This is a genomic window from Mesorhizobium cantuariense (genome assembly GCF_042647205.1).
GTDB classification, from domain to species: domain Bacteria; phylum Pseudomonadota; class Alphaproteobacteria; order Rhizobiales; family Rhizobiaceae; genus Mesorhizobium; species Mesorhizobium cantuariense.
Map to the genome: position 1 here is coordinate 982,500 of NZ_JBHRVD010000001.1, position 20,584 is coordinate 1,003,083.

The following is a 20,584-nucleotide window of genomic DNA, read 5'->3' on the forward strand; positions in this document are numbered from 1 at the left end:
CATAGACGCTAGCGCTTCCGTGGGGAAGCCCTGTCAGGATGGACGGAAAGATCGCGTGCCGCGATCGGGATCACGCACCGCGATCGGCCGCAGCGACACTTGCCTGAGGCCAAGCACGCCGAGCACGAAGAACAGCCAGACCGGGTCGCCGCGATGGAAGAAGAAGCTTTCGAGGAAAGCGTTCAGCGCCGTGAACAGCACCACCATCATGAAGAAGTCGCCGAGAAAGATGTTTTCCCTGCGCAGCGGAATGCGCATGTAGTCGCGCAACGGCGCGATGAGGAAGGTGTAGACCGCCACGCAAAGTGCCGGAATGCCCATCAGCACGGCGATGTCGAGATAGCCGTCATGGCCGTGCACGATGGTTCTGATGTCCCACGGCCGGTCGAAGGGCTGGTCCTGGTTGAGCAAGAGCGGCGTGCCCCAGAAGCTTTCATAACCGTAGCCGGTCCATGGCTTCTTCGCCAGCATGCTGCCGGCGAACTCCCACAGCGTCGTGCGGCCGGTATAGGTCATGTCGGGGAAATAGATCGCCGCCAGATGTTTTATCGGCGGCAGGAAGACGATGCCCAGCGTGCCGACCGCCGTGGCGATGATCGCCAGCGCAAACAGGATCGGCGTGCCGAGCCGCATGCCTATCAGGCTTGGAAACATCACGATCAGGATCGAGAATGGCACCAGGCCGGCGGTTGTCTTTGAGCCGGTGTGCAGCATGAAGATCATGGCTGCGAAGAAGATCCCGGCGCCCCAGTATCGCTGCCCGCGCCGGTAGAGATACAGACCTGCGAAGCTGAGGCAGGCCATGATCGGGCCGGCGATGTTCTTGTGAGTGAACACGCCGCGCCACAGGCCGGCATGTTCGGGCTCCTGTGAGTCGGCGGTGTGCATCGCCTCGTGCGGAAAGACGATGAGGCCGAGATAGGAAAGGCCCATGACCACGACGGCGGTGAAGATGATGACTTTTGAGAAGGCCTCGGCGTCGCGTGGCAGCACCAGGATCGTCGCCATCGTCAGGATGCCGATCAGCGTGAAGGAGGCGGCGCGCATGGCCGAAGGCGGGTCGGTTGCCAGCACCACCGACAGGAAAAAGAAGCCCAGCATCAGCATCCAGGACGGGCTGAGCAGCGAGCGCAGCACGCGCGGATCGGCAAAGGCCATCAGCGAGAAGATCGATATGGCACCGAGCGAGCTGAAGCCAAGCTGATTGACGATGTCGCCACCTTGACCGGTCAGTTCGGCGCCGGCCGGCTGGAACGGCCGGAAGGACACCATGATGACGGTGAACAGCAGCGCCGCAATGGCAGTGGCCACGCCTTCGCGCGTGAACGCGGCGCTGAGCGGGGCGCGCTCAGTTTTTCTCAGGCTGGCGGTATTGCTCATTGGCATATCCGAATTCGGCCAGCACGCGGCCCAGCGCCACATGGACGGGGTAGATGGCGATCGCCGGCGATCCTGTCCGCGCCAGTCGGATCAGGCCGCGAAACGGCGAGGCGGCAAGCAGCGCCAGGCTCTTCAGCAAGACCTTGGCGCCGGCGAGCGGCGTGCCGGCACGCTTCTTTTTTTCGACCAATGTCGAGATGACGCCGTTGCGCAGGCTGCGGGCGCGGATCCAGTCGGCTTCGACACGCCGGGCCGGTACGGTTTCCTGCACTTCCGCTTCAGCGCACCAGCCAAGCACGAAGTCGCGTTGTGCCGCCCGGCTCAGGAAATCGGAATCGCCGCCGCCCATGAAGTTGAATTTCAGATCGAGAAAGGGCGGACCCATGGCGATCAGCACGTTGCGCCCGACCAGAAGATTGCCGGAGGAATAGAGCGCAGGCACGCGCCCTGTTTCTCGATAGGGCGGCGCGAACACCGGATGCTCGGCCCATCTCGCATGGGCGGGATCGGCAAACACGGGCACCTGCGGGCCGCCGACGATATCGGCACTGAGCGTCTCGGCTGCCGTGCACATCCGTTCCAGCCACTGTGGGTCGGCAATCTCGTCATCGTCGATGACCAGCAGATGCCTGAAGTTCGGGAATTGCAGGATCGCTGTCTGCCAGCCGGCATTGTAGGCGCTGCAATTGCCGCGCTCCTGCGCGATGATGACCAGACCTGACATCTCGCCGCGCTCGAACAGCGGCAGTACCGCCTTGGCGCCGGCTCGCGCCTCGGCTTCGTTTTCCATGACGATGACGGCAAAGCGCCTGCCGGTTTGCTGCGCGCGCAGCGACGCCAGCGTTTCCAGCACCTGCTCGGGCCGCTTGAAGGTCGGCAAGGTGACGACCGCTTCGACGGCCTCGACGTCAAGCCGCGGCGAGCGTCCAGCGATTGATACCGAACCGTCCGATGGCAAAGGGATCATCCGTGTCCAGCCACATGGTGAGTTGGGCTCTGGTAGCACCACGGTGATAAGGTTTCGTTAATCACCTTGCACGGAGAAGCCCGCCAGACAGGGGCTTTCGGTCGTCGAATGTGCTGGCTTAATCAAGGGTTCACCGCACTTTGCTACCGGCTACACCACTGGATAGGTGAGATGCATCTGCTGTTCGCCACATCGATCGTGCCCGACGGCGCTCTCGCCTCGGGCTACGAGATCGCCAACGCTGCGATCATCGCCGCCTTGCGACGCGCTGGCGCGCGCGTCACCGTCATCGGCTTCACCTGGCCGGGAAAACTCGCGGCCGATCCCGAAAACACCGTGGTGCTGGGTGCGATCGACGTGCGCACGGACAATGCCTCCGCACGGCAAAAGCTGGCCTGGGTCGGCAAGGCGCTGCTTTCGGGCCTCACCTTCGCGTCGGTCAAGTTGCGCGCCGTGTCCGATTGCGATGTACTTGCCGCTGTCGAGCGCGCCGGACCGTTTGACGGCTACGTGCTGAATTCCGTGCAGTTCGCCGGCGCCTTCGAAAAGCTGTTCACTGAGCGGCCTTCGATCTTCGTTGCCCACAATGTCGAGCATCTTTCGGCACGGGAGAACGCCGCTGCCGCCGGCAGCCTCTTCCAGCGCCTGTTGTTCCGCCGCGAGGCGAAGTTGCTCAAGACCGTGGAAGAGCGTCTCTACCGCCGGGCCCGCTTCGTCTTCACCCTGGCCGAGGAAGACCGCGCCGCACTCGGTGTCGCCTCAGACGACCGCTCGGCGGTGCTGCCACTGGTGACCGGTGCTCAGACGCCTCCGAAAGGACCGCGCCGCATCGACTGCGACGCCGCCCTGATCGGCACCTGGACCTGGCATCCGAACCGCATCGGCCTCGACTGGTTCCTGGATAAGGTGGTGCCGCATCTGCGGCCCGATTTCCGCATCCGCATCGCAGGCCACATGCCTTCGGGCGTCGCCTCGAAGCATCCGGGTGTCGAACTTGTCGGCCGCGTGCCCGACGCGCAGGCCTTCGTGCGTAGCGCTGCCGTCATCCCGTTGATCAGCACCGCCGGCAGCGGCGTCCAGTTGAAGACCATCGAAACCTTCGAACTCGGCCTGCCATCCGTCGCCACCAGCCGCTCGCTGCGCGGCATCGGCCACCGCCCGGCCAATTGCATCGTCACCGATGATCCAGCCGCCTTTGCTAGGGCTCTCGAAGCCGCGGCGGCCGACATCCGCGATGTTGATGGCAGCGCATTCCGGCGTTCGCAGGTCAAGGCGCTCGATGCCGCCATCCGGCTCGGCCTCGAAAAGCTCGGGCCTGTCAGGCAGGAGGCGTTTGCATGAACATGCATGCCGCCCGCGCCGACACGTTGAAGACGATCCTCGGCATCTCGGTGCTTGCGATCCGCTGGAGCGATGCCATCGTCCTGCTGAACCGCCTGATTGCCGAGCGGCGCTTCACCAAGGTGAGTTTCCTCAACGCCCACAACGCTAACCTCGCCTATGCCGACTCGGTCTTCGCCGAGGCGCTCGATGATTTCCTCATCCTGCCCGACGGTATAGGTGTCGATCTGGCGGCGAGACTTCTTTACGGCGCGCCGTTTCCGGACAACCTCAACGGCACCGATTTCGTCCCTGCCTTCCTGCAGGCCTCGACAACGCCGCTGACCGTCGGGCTGCTCGGCGCGACGCGCGTCAACGCCGAAGCGGCGTCGGTCAAGCTGGCGGCTCTGGCCGTGCAGCACAGCTTCGTGGTGATCCATGACGGCTATTTCCCCGCTTCGCAGGAATCGGAAATCGTCGACCGGATCGCCGCGCTGCGGCCTGACGTGCTGCTCGTCGCCATGGGTGTACCGCGCCAGGAATTGTGGATCGAACGCCATATCGACGCACGCCACTGCACGCTGCCTATCGCCGTCGGCGCGTTGCTCGACTTCCTGAGCGGCGCGGTGCCCCGGGCACCCTTGTGGATGCGCCGGCTGCGGCTCGAATGGCTGTTTCGGTTGGCTGTCGAACCGGGCCGCCTGTGGCGCCGCTACGTGGTCGGCAATCCCCTGTTCCTGCTGCGTGTTGCCAGGCAGAGATTGTCACGGACACCCGAAGCCGCGGGAGACAGCCAGTGAACAGCAGGTTCGTTCCGGGCGCCGCTGTCGAACCAAGCCCGCTTCGGCAGATACCGACGGCGGCAATCGTGACGGCAAGCTACGCGCCCGATTTCGAGCGCTGCCGCCTGCTGTGCGAGACACTTGATCGCCACGTTTCCGGCGCGGCGCACCACTATATTCTGGTCGAACATCGCGACGTCAGGCTGTTTCGCCAATTGGAGACCGGCCGCCGCACGGTCGTCGATGAGCGTGATCTGCTGCCACGCTGGCTGCATGCCTTCGACGACCCGCTCAGCCTGTTTCGCCGGCGCGTCTGGCTCAGCCTGAAGACGCAGCCGCTGCGCGGTTGGCATGTGCAGCAGCTGCGCCGCATCGCCATATCAGCACACGCATCCGAAGACGTGCTGATCTTCTGCGATTCCGACGTCGCCTTCCTCAAACCTTTCGACTGTGGCGCCTTCTGGCGCGACGGCAAGGCGCGGCTGTTCCGCCGCGACGGCGTGCTGGCGAACGAAGGTCATGAAGAGCATCGCATCTGGTCGCGCAACGCCGGGTCGGCACTCGGCATCGACCCGTCCCGGACATCGGTCCACGACTACATCTCGACGCTGATCGCCTGGCGGCGCGACACCGTGCTGGCCATGTGCGGCGAGATCGAGAAGGTCCATGGTCGCAGCTGGGTCGAGGTCATCGGCTCGGCGCGCAGATTCTCCGAATGCATGATCTACGGACGCTACGTCGACGATCTGCTGCAGGGCGCCGGTCACTTCCACGGTTCGGAGGAGTTCTGTCGCGTCCACTGGACCGGCGAGGCGCTGTCGGACGACGAGTTTCGCCGCTTCGTCGCCGCCATGGCGCCGGAGCAGGTGGCGATCGGCATGCAATCCTTCATCGGCACCGATATCGGCCGCATCCGACGTTTGATCGGGCTGGATTAGAGCATCCGAAAAGCGGGAACCGGCTTTCTCGGACAAACGGTTTCCGTTTGTCCGAGATCATGTGCAAATGAGAAGGCCCTAGATCGCCTTTGCCGGCTTACGCATCGCCGAATAAGTGAGCAGCGTCGAGGCGAGATACAAAAGCAGGAAGACGACATTGAGCGACAGCACCAGGTTCGGCGTGTCGAGGATGGTCGTCAGCACATAGGTCAAAAGCAGCGCCTTCAGTGCGGCGAGCAAGCCGAGATTGAGCGCCCGCACCAGCGTCTGGCCGCGTGCGAACAAAAGCTCGGCCTGGTATTCGACCAGATTGCGCAGTCCCGGCACGCAGATCGCCAGCACCACCAGCGGGGCGGCCTCGGCGACATTCTTGCCGAGTGCGTTGGGGAAGAAATGCAGCACGATGCCAAGCGCCAGCAGCGCCAGCGTTGAGACAGCGAACACGCCGCCTTCGATGCCGCTCTTGACCGCGAGGCGCGACAGCAGTTCCGGCGCGCGCATCATGCGCTGCACCAGCATCATCGAGAAGGTGCGGATCGGAATGGCCGTCAGGTCGACCAGCCGCATGATGATGGCGTAGATACCGGCCAGATGCGGGCCGCCGATCGCCAGAACCAGCAGCTTGTCGAACTCCATCTGCAGATAGAACAGCACCTCGGCGCCGGCCACGTAGATGGAATCGGCAAGCCGCCTGAGATAAAGCTCGATGCGCAGCCGCAGCCGCTGGCGCGGGTAGAAGAAGCCGAATGCAATCAGCAGCGAAGCGGCATTGGCACCGATATAGAACCACGACCATATCCAGACGCTGTGTTGCGCAGAGAACATGAACAGCACCGCACCAAGCGCCCGCAACGCCGTCGCCAGGATGGCCAGCAGCGCGGCGCGGCCGAACTTGCCCAGACCGTTGTTTACGATCAGCGCCACCTCCACCGGCCGCCACAGCAGCGCCTCGGCAAAGACGATTGCCGCAAACACCGACAGCGGCACGGTGTCGGCGAAGAAAATCAGATAGACGCCGAACGAGGCCGCCGCCAGCAGCGGCAACGACAGCAAGCCGAGCAGCAGGAAGCCGGCGGTGAAGGTGCCGATCAGATTGGGGCGGATGGTGGCGGTGCGATAGAGTGCCGAGATGAAACCGAAGGCGAGGATGCGCGACAGCATGACGCCGGCCGCCGATGCGGTGGCGAACATGCCGAACTCGGAAATGGACAGCGTGTTGGCCAGCGCGATGAAATAGGCGAGTGAAAACACCAGTCGCCCACCGGCGCCGCTGATCGCCGAGAAATAGTCGCGAAGCAGCCCCCGTCGTTCGGCCAAAAAGCTGCCGATCCGGGCGAGGGGCCGCCTTTGCGGTATGTCACTGGCCTGCGTCATGTCTCATGGAGAGCCTAGGCCGGAAAACTTAACGTGCCGTTCTGGGGCCTAAGGTTGCGTCGAAAATAGATGCAACCGAAGAGAGAAACCACGGCTACGGCGCGGCAAAATTAACCTTTTGTTTTCCATGCCTGTTTAGCGTGGCTTAACGAATGGCCAATCGCCGTTCGCAGGTCGCCAAGGGTAAAGTTCCAGACGATGGTCGACAGGGAAAACCGCGAAGACTGGAAACGCGAGCGCTCGTTGTTGGCGCTTGGCCAGGCTGTGCGCGGCGACGAACCCGACGCGTCTCTGGTCTCGATCGGGGATCGGGCAGACCCGTCATGGCGCGAGGATGCCGCCACCCGCCATCGTCTCGCCCGTTCACGGCGCGAAACGCGGACGAACCCGAAGCTGTCGGATCCGGTCGCAACAGACGCGTATCAGGCTGGCTACGAGCCAGCCTCGTCGGTGAGCCCTGCGCAAACCACACCACGGACACAGTCTGCTGAAACCGCAGGCGCTTCCGATCGCACATCCGAACGTTACTATTCAGGCGAGGCCTCGGCATCCCGCAACGATAGCGCCGACAGCCAGCAGTGGAAGCCGCTGATCAATCCGATGCAGGTCGTCCGTGGTGTTGGCAAGTCGAAGCTGCTGATCGTGACGACGACGATACTGGGCGCCGCGCTCGGCATTGCCATCGCGCTGTCGACGCCGAAGAAATACGAAGCCACCACCGAGCTGATCGTCGATCCACGCGACCTGAAGCTCACCGACCGCGACCTCACCCAGTCGGTCGTCGCCTCGGACGCCACGCTGGCCATCGTCGAAAACCAAGTCCGGGTGCTGACGTCGGGCACTGTTCTCAACAAGGTCGTCGACAAGCTCAATCTGGTCAACGACCCCGAATTCAATGGGCAAGGCGGCGGCCTCAGCGTCATGTCGCTCATCCGCTCCGTCCTGTCTCGCAATGACGGACCGGGCGGTGTCGACGACACCCGCCGCCGTGCGCTGGCTGTCGGCAATCTGGCTGAGAGCCTTTCGGTCGAGCGCGGCGGCAAGACCTTCGTCATCACCGTCAGCGCGACAACGCAAAATGGCGAGAAATCGGCTCTGATCGCCAACACGATGACGGATGTCTTCCTGCAGACCTTCGGCCAAATCCAGTCCGATACCGCAGGCCGCGCCACCGACGAACTGACGGCAAGACTGGACGAGCTGCGCAAGGGCGTCGAGGCGGCCGAGCGCAAGGTCGAGGATTTCAGGGCCTCGCACGACCTTGTCGACGCGCAGGGCCACCTCATCAGCGACGATGAGATGCTGAAGCTCAATGAACAGCTGTCGGTTGCGCGCGCTCGGACGCTTGAACTCAACGCCCGGGCGGCCTCGGCGCGTTCGGTCGACGTCAACTCCGTTCTCACCGGCACCTTGCCGGAGGAGATCAACTCCAACACGATGAGCGATCTGCGTTCCCAATATGCGTCGCTCAAGCAGGAGGCTGACCGCGCCGCCATCCGGTTCGGCCCGCGTCACCCCGAACTCCAGGCGCTCAATGCCCAGCTTACCGGCGCACGCGACCGCATCGCCGCGGAGTTGCGCCGCATCGGCTCCTCGCTGCAGGTCGACCTCAAGCGTGCCGTCCAGCTCGAACAGGATCTCGCTTCTCGTCTGGCGCAGCTGAAGGTCCGCAGCGGCGACGTCAACAGCGACCTGGTGTCGATGCGCGAACTGGAGCGCGAGGCTACCGCCAAGCGTTCCGTCTATGAACAATACCTGCTGCGCGCCAAGGAGACCGGCGAGCAGAAGGACATCAACACCGCCAACATCAATGTGATCTCGAAGGCCTTCGCGCCGCTCGAGCCGAACGGGCCGTCGCGGGTCGTGGTGGCGCTTGCCGGCCTGCTGCTGGGCTTTGCCTCCGGCATTGGCCTCGGCGCCATGCGTGGCGCCTATGAGAGCCTGCGTGACACCGCCAATTCGCGATCACGCCGCGACCGCAGCATGGACGAAAGCCGGAAGCCTTACGAGGACAAGCCATACCGGGCGGCTCCCCCGCCGGCACCGCAACCACCAGCACCGCAATCATTGGCACCACCGCCTGCGCCGCCACCGCCCGCGGCACCACCGCCTGTCCAGCAGGCCGTGACCGCGCCGGCGGCCGAAGGTCCCGGCCGGATCGGCGCGTTGCTGTCAAGGCTGCACAAGGCCGTGTCCCGCGCGCCATCCCCGGAGGAGCCCTTCGACACTGGTGAGTGGGTCTCTGCTGAAAACGTGAAGCCGACGCAGGATCCGGCGTACCCCGCCTATTCCCAGTCGGCGCCGGCTTTCGCGCCTCGGCAGCCGGTTGCGGCAGCCTACCCGCCGCCGCCTTTCCAGCCCGGCGGTCAGGCCCCCCATCCGCGGCAGATGGCGCAGCCGCCATCGCCGCCTCACATGGTGCCGCAGCGGCCCTATTCGGGCCCTCAGCTCTACCCCTACGCGCAGCCATTGGGCTATACGCAGCAGCCTGGCTATCCCTATCCTCAGTCCATGCCGGCCCCCAATGCCGGGCAGCTGCCCTATCCGCCTCAGCCTGCTTCCGCGCTCTATCCGCCCCAGCCCATCCCGCCGCGGCAGGCAGCTCAGCCGCACGAGCCATCGGTGGAGGCGCCGCGGGCCGCGCCGGACGTCGAGCAGCAGGCCCCGATCGAGGAAATCCGCGCCAGCCTGCGCGAATTCCGCGAAGCGGTTCGCGAACTTACCGAGAGCCGCGCGCGCCGCCGTTACTTCTGAGCCACAAGATTCTTCGCGGTGCCGCACAAAAACATGCCGGTTTCGCGTAAACGGCATGGGACGGCGCTTTGGCGGGATTGCGTGTTGGAATTTTCGTGAAAATGCCACGCTGTGAAAGATCAAAAAGCGCGTCGCTTCCGGAAGCGACGCGCTTGGGCATTTTGGTGTTGAGGATGGTCCATGGCCGAAGTGATTGATGGCAAGAGTGTTGCCGAAGACGTGGTGCGGACGGTCAAGGCCCTGACGGCCGAGCTTGTTGCCAAAGGCAAGGCCAAGCCGGGTCTTGCCGTGGTCATCGTCGGTGAGGATCCGGCCAGCCAGGTCTATGTCGCTTCCAAGTCGCGCACCGCCAAGGAATGCGGCTTTCATTCCGTCCAGCACACGCTACCGGCCGAAACCTCTGAACAGGCATTGCTTGAGATCATCGGCGACCTCAACGCCGATCCAGCCATCAACGGCATCCTGGTGCAGCTTCCGTTGCCGGCCCATATCGACGCCGGCAAGATCATCCAGACCATCGCGCCGGAAAAGGATGTCGACGGCTTCCATTTCATCAATGTCGGCAAGCTCGGCACCGGTGAACTCGAGACTGCCTTCGTGCCTTGCACGCCGGCCGGTTCGATGCTCCTGATCGAGCGGGTACGCGGCAAGGACCTGTCCGGGCTCAATGCCGTCGTCGTCGGCCGCTCCAACATCGTCGGCAAGCCGATGGCCAATCTCCTGCTTGCCGCCAACTGCACCGTCACCATCGCACACAGCCGTACCAGGGATTTGCCGGCACTTGCCCGCACCGCCGACATTCTTGTCGCGGCGGTCGGCCGGCCGGAGATGATCAGGGGCGACTGGGTGAAGCCAGGCGCCACCGTCATCGATGTCGGCATCAACCGCATTCCGGCGCCGGAAAAGGGCGAGGGCAAGTCGCGCCTCGTCGGCGATGTCGCCTATGCCGAAGCGGCCGAGGCCGCGGGCGCCATCACGCCGGTGCCCGGTGGTGTCGGCCCGATGACCATTGCCATGCTGATGGCCAATACGTTAGCCTCTGCCTACCTTGCGGCCGGATTGAAACGGCCGTCCTTCTGACCCGCCAGAAAGCCGCAGCTTTGCCGAACCCAACTATTCCCTTGGAACGGCCGGTCATGACTGACCCCGTTCAAGGCGGCCGGCAGTTCGCTTTCCTGCTGGTCGACAAGTTCTCCATGTTCTCGCTGGCCGCGGCGATCGATACGTTCCGGTCGGCAAACCGGTTGCTCGGCCGCGACTTCTACGGCTGGACCACGGTGTCGGCCGACGGCGATCCGGTGATGGCCTCCAATGGCCTGCCGCTCAAGATCGACTATGCCGTTGCCGACCTGCCGCCGGTCGACATCCTCTTCGTCTCGGTCGGGCTGACGACGGAATTTCCCGGCAAGAGCAAGGTGCTGGCGGCTTTGCGCAGCTGGGGCAGGCGCGGCAATGCGCTCGGTGCCTTGTCGGTCGGCTCCTATCTGCTGGCCGAGGCCGGTCAGCTCGAAGGTTATCGCTGCACCATCCATTGGGAAAACCGCGCCGGCTTCGTCGAGCGCTTCCCCGACATCAACTGCACGGGCAACGTCTTCGAGATCGATCGCAAGCGCTACACCTGTGCCGGCGGCACCACTTCGATCGACCTGATGCTGGAGATCGTGCGCGGCGATTTCGGCTCGAACCTCGCCAATGGCGTCGCCAACCAGTTCCAGCACGAACGCATCCGCTCGGCCGGAGACCGCCAGCGTGTCGGGCCGGAACGCGACCTCACCGGCAAGTCGGAGAAGCTCAGGCGCATCGTCGAACTGATGGCCGACCACCTCGACGAGCCACTGTCGGCGGTGCAACTGGCCAAATCCGCCGGCCTGTCGGTGCGCCAGGTCGAGCGCCTGTTCCTGCGTCATCTCAGCGTCACGCCCGGCCGCTACTATATGCGGCTGCGGCTGGAGCGGGCGCGCGAATTGCTGCGCCAGACCAACATGCCGATCCTCGACGTGGCGATCGCGACCGGCTTCACCTCGCATTCCTACTTCGCCCAGAGCTACCGGCTGCAATTCGGCAGGCCGCCCTCGGAAGAGCGCCGCACGACCTACTGAGCGGTTTTTCGCTTCTTGGCATTCGGCCCCTCACAGCCGTGCCCGGACTTGTGTCCTGACGCCGCGTCAAATAGCTTTCCCGCCCGGATCAGGGGCGGATTTGAGGAGATATCGATGGCGGGACTTGCACGGAGCGTCGCTGCGGCGATCCTCCTTTTGTCGATGACGACATTCGGCTTTGCCGCAAACAAGGTCATCATCATTCTCGATGCCTCCGGCTCGATGTGGGCTCAGATCGACGGCAAGCCCAAGCTCGAAATCGCCCGTGAATCGCTCAGAACCGTGCTTCAATCTGTCCCCGGCGACGATGAGATCGGCTTCATGGCCTACGGCCATCGCGAAAAAGGCAGCTGCGACGATATCCAGTTGATCGTGCCGCCACAGGCAGGTTCGGCCAGCGCCATCTCGGCCGCCGCCGACAGCCTGAAATTCCTCGGCAAGACGCCGCTGACGGCGGCCGTCAAGCAGGCAGCCGAAGCGTTGAAATACACCGAAGACAAGGCAACCGTCGTGCTCATCACCGACGGGCTCGAAACATGCGGCGGTGACCCTTGCGCGCTTGGCAAGGAGCTTAAGGCATCCGGCGTCGACTTCACCGCCGATGTCGTCGGCTTCGGCCTCACCGCCGATGAAGGCAAGCAGATCGCTTGCCTTGCCGAAAACACCGGTGGCAAATACATCCAGGCCTCCGACGAGAAGGCGCTGCAGGAGGCGCTTGTCGAGACAGCGATGGCGCGGCTGTCGTCATCGACTATCCTGGTGCTGACATGCCCGCCACCTTCTATGGGACCACGAAAGCCGTGTTGCCCGCCGGCGACGAGAAAGTGACTGTCACGATCGGGCAGGGCGTGACTACCGAGACGATTCCGCTGGCTGCCGGCAAGACCGTGGAAAAGGACATGATTGCCGGTGTCGGCCATGTCGTTGCCAATGCCTATTATATTGCCGGCGGCGACAAGGCGGACGGTTCAGGCATCGGCTTCAAGGTGCTCAAGGCAAAAAAGAAGATCGATGGAACCAGGGACGAGGTGACCTATGCCTACGGACCCGACAGCAAGTTCGATCTGCCGCCCGATGACTATGTGTTGATTGCGACGGTTGATCTCGCCGTCGTCGAGCAGCCGTTCACTGTCAAGGTCGGCGAATTTCAGGATCTGAAGATCGCAATGAATGCCGGCGTGCTGGCGGTCACCGCGCCCGGAGCCTCGAAGATCGAGATTTTCGAGGCCAAGAAGGACATCAACGGCAACCGCAAGTCGCTTGGCTATGCATTCGACCAGAAGTATCAGGCAGCGATCCCGGCGGGCGACTACGCCGTCGTCTCGGAGAAATCCGACAACAGTTCGAAAGAAGGCAACGTGACGGTCAAGGCCGGCGAGCGAGCCGAGCTAACCGTGCAATAGAATCGTATGCACAACCGCAAGAGGGCGGCCATGTGCCGCCCTTTTTCATGAACTACGCAGAACTGCGTCAAGCGGTGCCGAAGGCGCTGGCGCCATGATCGGCGCGGCCGACCAATTGCCGGAACCCGGCGAACAGCTCGCGGCCGAAACCGAACTCGTTGCCGATCAGGTCGGCATCCGCCGTCCGGCGCAGTGCGAAGTCGCCTGCCGGCACCAGAACTTCCAGCGTGCCTGCATCGGCGTCCAGCCGGATGATGTCGCCCTCATGGATCCTGGCGATCGGCCCGTCCTCGACCGCTTCCGGCGTCACATGGATCGCTGCCGGCACTTTGCCGGAGGCGCCCGACATGCGCCCGTCGGTGACCAGAGCCACGCGCTGGCCGCGATCCTGCAGGATGCCGAGCACGGTGGTCAGCTTGTGCAGTTCCGGCATGCCGTTGGCCTTCGGCCCCTGGAAGCGGATGACGGCGATGAAATCGCCGGTCAGCGTGCCGGCCTTGAACGCTTCATTCAGCCCTTGCTGGCTGTCAAAGACCTTGGCCGGCGCCTCGATGACGCGGCGCTCCGGCTTCACCGCGGAAGTCTTGATGACGGCATGGCCGAGATTGCCCGACAGCACTTTCAGACCGCCGGTCGCCTGGAACGCCTTGTTGAAAGGCGCCAGCACTTTCTCGTCGCCGCTTGTCCGCGGCGAGGCTTCGCGCACGACGCTGCCGTCGGCGCCAAGCTTTGCTTCGACCGCGTAGGGCCGCAGGCCTTCGCCCCACACCGTCTGCACATCCTCGTGCAGGATGCCTTCGTCAAGCAGTTCGCGGATCAGGAAGCCGAGTCCGCCGGCGGCGTGGAAATGGTTCACGTCGGCGAGACCGTTCGGATAGACCCGCGCCAGCAGCGGCACCGCTTCCGAAAGATCGGAAATATCCTGCCAGGTGATGGCGATGCCGGCGGCCGCCGCCATGGCGATCAGGTGGATGGTGTGATTGGTCGAGCCGCCAGTGGCGTGCAGGCCGACGATGCCGTTGACGATCGAACGCTCGTCGATCATCCGGCCGACCGGCGTATAGGCATTGCCGAGCGCGGTGATCGCCAGCGCCCGCTTGGTCGCCTCGCGGGTCAGGGCCTCGCGCAGCGGTGTGCCGGGATTGACGAAGGAAGCGCCCGGCGTGTGCAGGCCCATGATCTCCATCAGCATCTGGTTGGAATTCGCCGTGCCGTAGAAGGTGCAGGTGCCCGGTCCATGGTAGGACTTGGACTCGGCCTCCAGCAGTTCGGCGCGACCTGCCTTGCCCTCGGCATAGAGCTGGCGAACCTTGGCCTTTTCATCGTTCGGCAGGCCGGTCGTCATAGGCCCGGCCGGAATGAACACCGCCGGCAGATGGCCGAAGGTCAGCGCCGCGATCACCAGCCCGGGCACGATCTTGTCGCAGACGCCGAGATAGACGGCGGCGTCGAACATGTTGTGCGACAGGCCGATCGCGGCGGCCATGGCGATCACGTCGCGCGAAAACAGCGACAGCTCCATGCCGGGCTGGCCCTGCGTCACGCCATCGCACATTGCCGGCACGCCGCCGGCCACTTGGGCGATGCCGCCGGCTTCGCGCGCCGCGTCTTTGATCAGTGCCGGAAAGGTCTCGAACGGCTGATGCGCCGAAAGCATGTCGTTGTAGGAGGTGATGATGCCGAGGTTCGGCACCTTGTCGGCACCCAGCGCCAGCTTTTCGGTGGGGCTGCACACTGCAAAGCCGTGGGCGAGATTGCCGCACGACAGCACGGCCCGGTTGGCGGTGCGGTTCGATGCCTCGGCGATGCGGCTAAGATAGCGCTCGCGGCCTGGCTTTGAACGCTGGCGGATGCGCTCGGTGATGGCTTCGATGTCGCGTCTGGCGGTCATGGTGTCGGTCCTTTCAGGCGAGGTCCCGGAACACAATCCGGCTGTCTGCCGGGACCCCCAGCAAGTCAAATCAGGGGGCCCAGAAAACCTCTACGGGCTTGCGCGCGGCGTCGAGCACGGCGCGAATTGGCTTTCGCGGTCCGGGCGCAACCGCGCTGTCGAAGGCGGTGCGCTTGTCCTCGCCTTCGATGTGCAGCGCGATGAAGCCGGCATCGACGATGCGAGCCAGCGACAGGGTCAGCCGCGGCTCGCCCGCACTTGCCGCATGAACCGGCAGCACGATCCTGTCGGAGGACGGGTCGAGCAATCTTGCCAGGTCGTCGGCATCGGGAAAGAACGAGGCGGTGTGGCCGTCCGGCCCCATGCCGAGCACGACGACATCGAGCGGCCAGGGCAGTGACTGCAGCGCCGCATTGTCGGAGGACGCCGCATCCTCGATGCTGGTGGCTTCGTGATAGAGCGTCACGAAACGCGCTGCCTTGGCCGCGTTCTGTAAGAGATTGGCGGCCACCAGCCCGGCGTTGGAGCGCGGCGAGGAGGCCGGCACGAAACGTTCGTCGACCAGCGTCACGATCACCTTGTCCCAGGCGATGGGGATCGCCGAAAGGGCGGCGAAGAATTTTGCCGGCGTGTTGCCGCCGGAGACGGCGAGCAACCCTGTGCCGCGCTCGGCGATTGCCTTGGTCAGGCGACCGGCGACATGACCGGCGAGGGCGGCCGCCAGCTCCTGGCGCTCGGCGAAGCCGTTCCAGCTATAGGCGGCGCTGTTCAATTGCTCTCGTGCCATGTCCGCCCGTCACGTTCGATCAGCGCTATCGAGGCCGAGGGGCCCCAGGTGCCCGCCGTATAGCCTTGCGCTTCCTGTCGGGCGCTTTCCCAGGCGTTCTGGATCGGGTCAATCCATTTCCAGGCCGCCTCGACTTCGTCGCGGCGCATGAACAGGGTCTGGTTGCCACGGATGACATCCATGATCAGCCGTTCGTAAGCGTCCGGCGCGCGGCCGTCGAAGGACTGCGCGAAACTCATGTCGAGCGAGATCTGGCGCAGCCGCATGCCGCCCGGACCCGGATCCTTGATCATGATGAACTGCTTGACGCCTTCGTCCGGCTGCAGCCGGATGACCAGCTGGTTGGCGAAGATCGGCCCGGCGCTGTCGCCGAAGATCGAATGCGGGATCGGCTTGAATTCGATGACGATTTCCGAAACCCGCGTCGCCAGCCGCTTGCCGGTCCTGAGGTAGAACGGAACGCCCGCCCAGCGCCAGGTGCCGATCTCGGCCTTGATGGCGACGAAGGTCTCGGTGTTGCTGTCGTGGGCAAGCTCCTCGACATAGCCCTTTACAGCTCCGCTGGCCGAGGCGCCTGCGCGGTACTGGCCACGCACGGTGTGCTTCGGCGCCTCGTTGCCGTTGATGCGCTTCAGCGCCCGCAGCACCTTCAGCTTCTCGTCGCGCACCGCGTCGGCGTCCATCGACGACGGCGCTTCCATGGCGACGAGGCACAAGAGCTGCAGAATATGGTTCTGCACCATGTCGCGCAGCGCGCCGGCCTTGTCGTAATAGGTGACGCGGTCTTCCAGACCCACGGTCTCGGCCACGGTGATCTGCACGTGGTCGATATGGGCGGAGTTCCACAACGGCTCATAGAGCGCGTTGGCAAAGCGCAGCGCCATCAGGTTCTGCACCGTCTCCTTGCCGAGATAGTGGTCGATGCGGAAGATCTGGCTTTCGTGGAAATCGTCGCCGACCAGGTCGTTGAGCGCTTGCGCCGAGGCAAGGTCGCGGCCGATCGGCTTCTCCAGCACGATGCGCGAGTTCGGCGTGATCAGATTGTGCTCTTTCAGCTTGTGCGAGATATCGCCGAACAGCGCCGGCGCCACTGCCAGGTAGAAGGCGCGGATGCTGTCGCTGTCGCCGATCGCCTTCTTCAATTTGTCGAATCCGGCCCCGCTTGTCGCATCGGCCGAGACATAAGAAAGGCGCGCCAGAAATGTCTTCAGTTCCTTGGCGTCGATATCGGCCGGTTTGACGTGCTCGGAGATGGCCTGCTTGGCGAAGGCCTGGAATTCCTCATCGCTCATCTTCGAGCGTGACGTGCCGATGATGCGCGTCGGCTCGGAGAATTGATGGTCGCGCTGGCGATAATAGAGCGACGGCAGAAGCTTGCGCTCCGACAGATCGCCGGTGCCGCCGAAAATGATGAAGTCGAAAGGGTCGACGGGGATGATCTGGCTGGTCATGGTCTGTCCGCTTTGACGCCGGTCGCAAGTACGCGGCTGATATAATCTAATCGATTTAAATTTTCCAGTGCCACGGTGTCACATCTGGGTGTATGCGCCTGCCCCTTGACAGTCCGATGACCCGGAGGCTTGTCGACAGGCGCGGCTCCGGAAGCCTTCGCAGTTGCAGCATAGAGCGGGATCAAGGCGAAAGCCAAAGGAGAAATCGGCGATGGCCGCACATCTTTCGACCAATCCGGTCAGAAGCCGTTGCTTTGCGCGGATGAGCGCCAATGGCGCGCCGGTTGATCGTCACCAATCATGAGCGGAAAAAACATGCGTCTGGAAAACAAGGTTGCCGTCATCACCGGTGCTGCGTCGGGCTTTGGCGAGGGCATCGCCAGGCGCTTTGCCGAGGAGGGCGCCAAGATCGTTGTCGCCGATCTCAATGCCAAGGGCGCGGAACGCGTCGCCGGCGAGATCGGTGAAGCGGCGATCTGGACCCAGACGGATGTTTCGCTGCGCTCCGAATTCGATGAGATGGTCTATGCCGCCAAAAGCGCCTTCGGCTGCATCGACATCATGGTCAACAATGCCGGTTACACTCATCGCAACGGCGACATGCTCGATGTCGACGAGGAAACCTTCGACCTGATCACATCAGTCAACATGAAGGCGATCTATCACGCGGCACTTGCCGTGGTGCCGATCATGGAGCGGCAAGGTGGCGGCGTCATCCTGAACACGGCCTCCACCGCAGGTCTGCGGCCGCGGCCCGGCCTCACCTGGTACAATGCGTCGAAAGGCTGGGTGATCACCGCCACCAAGTCGATGGCGGTGGAACTGGCGCCGAAGAACATCCGCGTCAACTGCCTCTGCCCGGTTGCCGGCGAGACCGGCATGCTGGAGAAATTCATGGGCGCCGACACGCCAGAAATCCGCGAGAAGTTCCGGGCATCGATCCCGCTCGGCCGGCTTTCGACCCCACTCGACATCGCCAACGCCGCACTCTGGCTGGCCTCGGACGAAGCCGCCTTCATCACCGGTGTGGCGCTGGAGGTCGACGGCGGCCGCTGTATCTAAGAGCCTGGCTGTCGTCGCCTTCTGCCGCCGCGGGCTGCTGCTCCGGCACTTGCGGCTGCACCGCGGGGATGGCTGCGGTTTGTGCGCCGTCGGGATGGCTGCCCGCCGTGGGCGCGGCAACCTTGGCAAGTTCGGCGGAAGCATCGGTATCGGCTGCCGGCTGCGCGAATGCCGCCGCCGGCTTGTCCGGCGCCTGTTCAGCCTGGTTCGCCACCTGGCTGCGAGCAGGCGCGTCGGAAGCGGGTGCAGCCTTCGGCTGCGAACCGGTCCAGCGCGGATCGTTGGCCGCGAGTGCAGGGATGTTGGCTTCCGCGGCCGCGACGGTCGGCGAAACCGCGTCGGACTTGCGCGCCTGCGGCACGGCTGCCGCAGCCACCGCTGCTCCTACCGGCGCGATTTTAGTTGTCTTCACCGGAATGGTTGGAATGGTCTGCTCGGGGCTTGCTGCCGCTTGCCTGTCACTGGCCGGCAATGCCAGCCATAGCGCCACGGCGGCGACGCCAAGCAGTGCGGCGGTGCCGATCGCGGCGATCACCAGATGCGAGTTCGAACGGACTTCCTGCCAGAAGGACGGCCGCATATCGTATCCGAACTGCATGGCAAAGCGCCGACGTTCCGGCGTACCGAAACTGAAGGGCTCTCTCACTCTTGCCACCTCCATAAGCGGGCCGATGTTCTTTCGATCGAATGCCAAGAAGCTGGCGCCAAATCTGCATCGGTCCCAAGAAACCAAAGCGGGCTAGCCCGCAGAATTCCCCGTCAGTCACCCACAACCGGCATCTTTTGCCGGGGATTGTGGCATCACTACGCCTTCCCGGCCGATTCTGCACCTTTGCCGGGGATTCTGCAATGTGTCGCTACGGCAACAAATATTACAGCAATATTACATGAATTCGGAGCGATCCTGTCCAGCCTGAAGCGCAATCCCGAAAAATGGCATCGCCAGAGATCATGCCAAAAGAGAGATCATGCTCAAACCAACCGATGGAATCCGATCCTGATTCCATCGGGACGGAACAGGCCCTAGATTCTGTCCCGCAGCGCAAACCAGTTGAGCGCCAGGAACAGCAGCGGCGTGCGGAAGCGCCGGCCGCCAGGGAACGGCGGGATTTTCAGATCCTCGATCAGCTTCAGCCGGTCGCGGTTGCCGGCAACGGTTTCGGCATAGAGCTTGCCGAAGAAGTTGGACAGCATGACGCCGTGGCCGGAATAGCCGCCGACCGAGATCACATTGGGCATCACTTCGCGCACGAACGGTTTTCTCGGCACCGTGATGCCGACATAGCCGCCCCAGCCATGCGTGATCTCGACATCCCTGAGCGCCGGATAGAGTTCGGCGATCTGGCGGCGGATGTGGATGTGGATATCCTTCGGATCGTTGACGCCATAAACCTCGCGTCCGCCAAACAGCAGCCGCCCGTCCTTCGATCTGCGGAAATAGCGCACGACGAAGCGGGAATCGTCGACCGCCTCGCCGCCGGGCAGCACGTCTGAGTCCGCTCCCAGGGGAACGGTCGCGCCGATGAAGGAACCGATCGGCATGATGTGCGCTGCACTCACCGGCTCGAGCGTGCCGCCATAGGCATTGACCGCGATCAGGCATTTCTGCGCCGTCACCGTGCCTCTCGGTGTCGAAACCTTGACCTTGCCGCCACTGGAAATGATGCCGGTCGATGGCGTTCCCTCGAACAGCTGCGCGCCGGCCAGTGCTGCCAACCGCGCCGTGCCGATCACCAGTTTCATCGGATGGATGTGGCCAGTGCCGGTGTCGCGCGTGCCGCCGAAATAGGCGGTTGATCCCAGCCGCTCCGCCGTCTCCCTGGCATCCATGAACGAGATATGCGGGTAGGAAAAACGGCTCGCCATGATCTCGGCATGCGCCTTGTAGTCGTCGACATAGCGCTGCTTGTGCGCCACCGAGAGCTGGCCCGGCATATAGTCGATATCGATCTGGTTGGCAGCAGTGAATTCGAGGAGATGCGTCTTCGCCTCTTCGGCAAGATCGAACAGCGCCTTGGCGCGGGAGAGGCCATACTCGGCTTCCAAATCCTCTGCCCAGGCACGCTGGCCGGTGCCAAGTTGACCACCATTACGCCCAGAGGCGCCATCGCCGAAGCGGTACGCCTCGATCAAAACGACATTGGCGCCTGCCTTGGCCAGATGCGCTGCCGCCGACAGGCCGGTAAAGCCGCCACCGATGATGACGACATCGCATGTCCGGTCGCCATCAAGTGCGGGATATTCGGGCCTCGGTCCCGCCGTGTCTTCATACCAGGAACGGCCGGGGGAAATCGGGGATTGGTAGGGCATGATGCGGTGAAGACTCGGAGATTTGGGAGGGGGTGAAAGCGAATAGCGAGTAGGGAGTAGCGAATA

The 20,584-nt window shown here is 63.8% G+C and carries 15 protein-coding genes and 1 pseudogene; 8 read left to right on the forward strand and 8 right to left on the reverse strand.

The window, feature by feature from the left end; genetic code table 11:
- Window positions 1-33: 33 nt before the first annotated feature.
- Both ACFOJ9_RS04635 and ACFOJ9_RS04640 read right to left on the reverse strand, forming a co-directional pair.
- A complete protein-coding gene (locus ACFOJ9_RS04635; protein WP_378977130.1) occupies window positions 34-1,380 on the reverse strand; it encodes an O-antigen ligase family protein in 1,347 nt (448 codons plus the stop codon).
- Window positions 1,349-2,347 (reverse strand): glycosyltransferase family 2 protein, encoded by a 999-nt coding sequence (locus ACFOJ9_RS04640; RefSeq protein ID WP_378977132.1) that lies wholly within the window; start codon window positions 2,345-2,347, stop codon window positions 1,349-1,351. Before ACFOJ9_RS04640 ends, ACFOJ9_RS04635 begins: the two co-directional genes overlap by 32 nt.
- 171 nt (window positions 2,348-2,518) lie before the next feature.
- On the opposite strand from ACFOJ9_RS04640, the gene ACFOJ9_RS04645 reads away from it, so the two are divergent.
- From ACFOJ9_RS04645 to ACFOJ9_RS04655, 3 genes are read left to right on the forward strand one after another with little or no spacing between them, the layout of a single operon-like run.
- A complete protein-coding gene (locus ACFOJ9_RS04645; RefSeq protein WP_378977134.1) occupies window positions 2,519-3,688 on the forward strand; it encodes a glycosyltransferase family 4 protein in 1,170 nt (389 codons plus the stop codon).
- Window positions 3,685-4,467, forward strand: coding sequence for a WecB/TagA/CpsF family glycosyltransferase (locus ACFOJ9_RS04650; RefSeq protein WP_378977136.1), 783 nt, complete (start codon window positions 3,685-3,687; stop codon window positions 4,465-4,467). Before ACFOJ9_RS04645 ends, ACFOJ9_RS04650 begins: the two co-directional genes overlap by 4 nt.
- Window positions 4,464-5,387 (forward strand): DUF6492 family protein, encoded by a 924-nt coding sequence (locus tag ACFOJ9_RS04655; RefSeq protein WP_378977138.1) that lies wholly within the window; start codon window positions 4,464-4,466, stop codon window positions 5,385-5,387. The genes ACFOJ9_RS04650 and ACFOJ9_RS04655 overlap by 4 nt, the downstream gene beginning before the upstream one ends.
- Window positions 5,388-5,465: 78 nt before the next feature.
- Here the strand turns inward: ACFOJ9_RS04655 and ACFOJ9_RS04660 are convergent, their stop codons facing one another.
- Entirely contained in the window at window positions 5,466-6,761 is a 1,296-nt protein-coding gene (locus ACFOJ9_RS04660; RefSeq protein WP_378977140.1) for a lipopolysaccharide biosynthesis protein, read from the reverse strand.
- Window positions 6,762-6,959: 198 nt separating this feature from the next.
- Between ACFOJ9_RS04660 and ACFOJ9_RS04665 the strand changes: the two genes are divergently transcribed.
- The 4 genes and pseudogenes from ACFOJ9_RS04665 to ACFOJ9_RS04680 all read left to right on the forward strand — a co-directional run bounded on the left by ACFOJ9_RS04665 (window position 6,960) and on the right by ACFOJ9_RS04680 (window position 13,017).
- Entirely contained in the window at window positions 6,960-9,515 is a 2,556-nt protein-coding gene (locus tag ACFOJ9_RS04665; RefSeq protein WP_378977142.1) for a GumC family protein, read from the forward strand.
- A 180-nt stretch (window positions 9,516-9,695) separates the two neighbouring features.
- Window positions 9,696-10,595, forward strand: a complete 900-nt coding sequence (gene folD, locus ACFOJ9_RS04670) for a bifunctional methylenetetrahydrofolate dehydrogenase/methenyltetrahydrofolate cyclohydrolase FolD (protein WP_378977144.1) — start codon at window positions 9,696-9,698, stop codon at window positions 10,593-10,595.
- A 56-nt stretch (window positions 10,596-10,651) separates the two neighbouring features.
- Window positions 10,652-11,614, forward strand: a complete 963-nt coding sequence (locus tag ACFOJ9_RS04675; RefSeq protein WP_013530232.1) for a GlxA family transcriptional regulator — start codon at window positions 10,652-10,654, stop codon at window positions 11,612-11,614.
- Window positions 11,615-11,728: 114 nt separating this feature from the next.
- A pseudogene (locus ACFOJ9_RS04680) lies at window positions 11,729-13,017 on the forward strand (vWA domain-containing protein).
- Window positions 13,018-13,084: 67 nt separating this feature from the next.
- On the opposite strand, the gene edd reads toward ACFOJ9_RS04680, so the two are convergent.
- The 3 genes from edd to zwf form a co-directional block, all read right to left on the reverse strand.
- A complete protein-coding gene (gene edd, locus ACFOJ9_RS04685) occupies window positions 13,085-14,908 on the reverse strand; it encodes a phosphogluconate dehydratase (RefSeq protein ID WP_378977146.1) in 1,824 nt (607 codons plus the stop codon).
- A 70-nt stretch (window positions 14,909-14,978) separates the two neighbouring features.
- Window positions 14,979-15,695, reverse strand: coding sequence for a 6-phosphogluconolactonase (gene pgl, locus ACFOJ9_RS04690; protein WP_378977148.1), 717 nt, complete (start codon window positions 15,693-15,695; stop codon window positions 14,979-14,981).
- The gene (zwf, locus tag ACFOJ9_RS04695) at window positions 15,677-17,146 is read right to left on the reverse strand and encodes a glucose-6-phosphate dehydrogenase (RefSeq protein ID WP_378977150.1); all 1,470 of its coding nucleotides are present in this window, start codon (window positions 17,144-17,146) and stop codon (window positions 15,677-15,679) included. The genes pgl and zwf overlap by 19 nt, the downstream gene beginning before the upstream one ends.
- Window positions 17,147-17,461: 315 nt before the next feature.
- Between zwf and ACFOJ9_RS04700 the strand changes: the two genes are divergently transcribed.
- Complete coding sequence (locus ACFOJ9_RS04700; protein ID WP_378977152.1) at window positions 17,462-18,208, forward strand: SDR family oxidoreductase; 747 nt, start codon at window positions 17,462-17,464, stop codon at window positions 18,206-18,208.
- Here ACFOJ9_RS04700 and ACFOJ9_RS04705 read toward each other — a convergent pair.
- A complete protein-coding gene (locus ACFOJ9_RS04705) occupies window positions 18,165-18,854 on the reverse strand; it encodes an SH3 domain-containing protein (RefSeq protein ID WP_378977154.1) in 690 nt (229 codons plus the stop codon). The two genes, ACFOJ9_RS04700 and ACFOJ9_RS04705, sit on opposite strands and share 44 nt — an antisense overlap.
- Before the next feature lie 377 nt (window positions 18,855-19,231).
- On the reverse strand, window positions 19,232-20,518 hold the full coding sequence (locus tag ACFOJ9_RS04710; protein ID WP_378977156.1) for an NAD(P)/FAD-dependent oxidoreductase: 1,287 nt from the start codon (window positions 20,516-20,518) through the stop codon (window positions 19,232-19,234).
- Between the last annotated feature and the right edge of the window lie 66 nt (window positions 20,519-20,584).

Excerpts from the sequence above, each read along its gene's own strand:
- ACFOJ9_RS04645 (WP_378977134.1), top strand. The coding sequence starts at position 2,519 with ATGCATCTGCTGTTCGCCACATCGATCGTGCCCGACGGCGCTCTCGCC.
- ACFOJ9_RS04635 (WP_378977130.1), bottom strand. The coding sequence starts at position 1,380 with ATGAGCAATACCGCCAGCCTGAGAAAAACTGAGCGCGCCCCGCTCAGC.
- ACFOJ9_RS04675 (WP_013530232.1), top strand. The coding sequence starts at position 10,652 with ATGACTGACCCCGTTCAAGGCGGCCGGCAGTTCGCTTTCCTGCTGGTC.
- ACFOJ9_RS04665 (WP_378977142.1), top strand. The coding sequence starts at position 6,960 with ATGGTCGACAGGGAAAACCGCGAAGACTGGAAACGCGAGCGCTCGTTG.
- ACFOJ9_RS04710 (WP_378977156.1), bottom strand. The coding sequence starts at position 20,518 with ATGCCCTACCAATCCCCGATTTCCCCCGGCCGTTCCTGGTATGAAGAC.
- edd (WP_378977146.1), bottom strand. The coding sequence starts at position 14,908 with ATGACCGCCAGACGCGACATCGAAGCCATCACCGAGCGCATCCGCCAG.
- zwf (WP_378977150.1), bottom strand. The coding sequence starts at position 17,146 with ATGACCAGCCAGATCATCCCCGTCGACCCTTTCGACTTCATCATTTTC.
- pgl (WP_378977148.1), bottom strand. The coding sequence starts at position 15,695 with ATGGCACGAGAGCAATTGAACAGCGCCGCCTATAGCTGGAACGGCTTC.
- ACFOJ9_RS04660 (WP_378977140.1), bottom strand. The coding sequence starts at position 6,761 with ATGACGCAGGCCAGTGACATACCGCAAAGGCGGCCCCTCGCCCGGATC.
- ACFOJ9_RS04700 (WP_378977152.1), top strand. The coding sequence starts at position 17,462 with ATGCGTCTGGAAAACAAGGTTGCCGTCATCACCGGTGCTGCGTCGGGC.
- ACFOJ9_RS04650 (WP_378977136.1), top strand. The coding sequence starts at position 3,685 with ATGAACATGCATGCCGCCCGCGCCGACACGTTGAAGACGATCCTCGGC.
- ACFOJ9_RS04640 (WP_378977132.1), bottom strand. The coding sequence starts at position 2,347 with ATGATCCCTTTGCCATCGGACGGTTCGGTATCAATCGCTGGACGCTCG.
- folD (WP_378977144.1), top strand. The coding sequence starts at position 9,696 with ATGGCCGAAGTGATTGATGGCAAGAGTGTTGCCGAAGACGTGGTGCGG.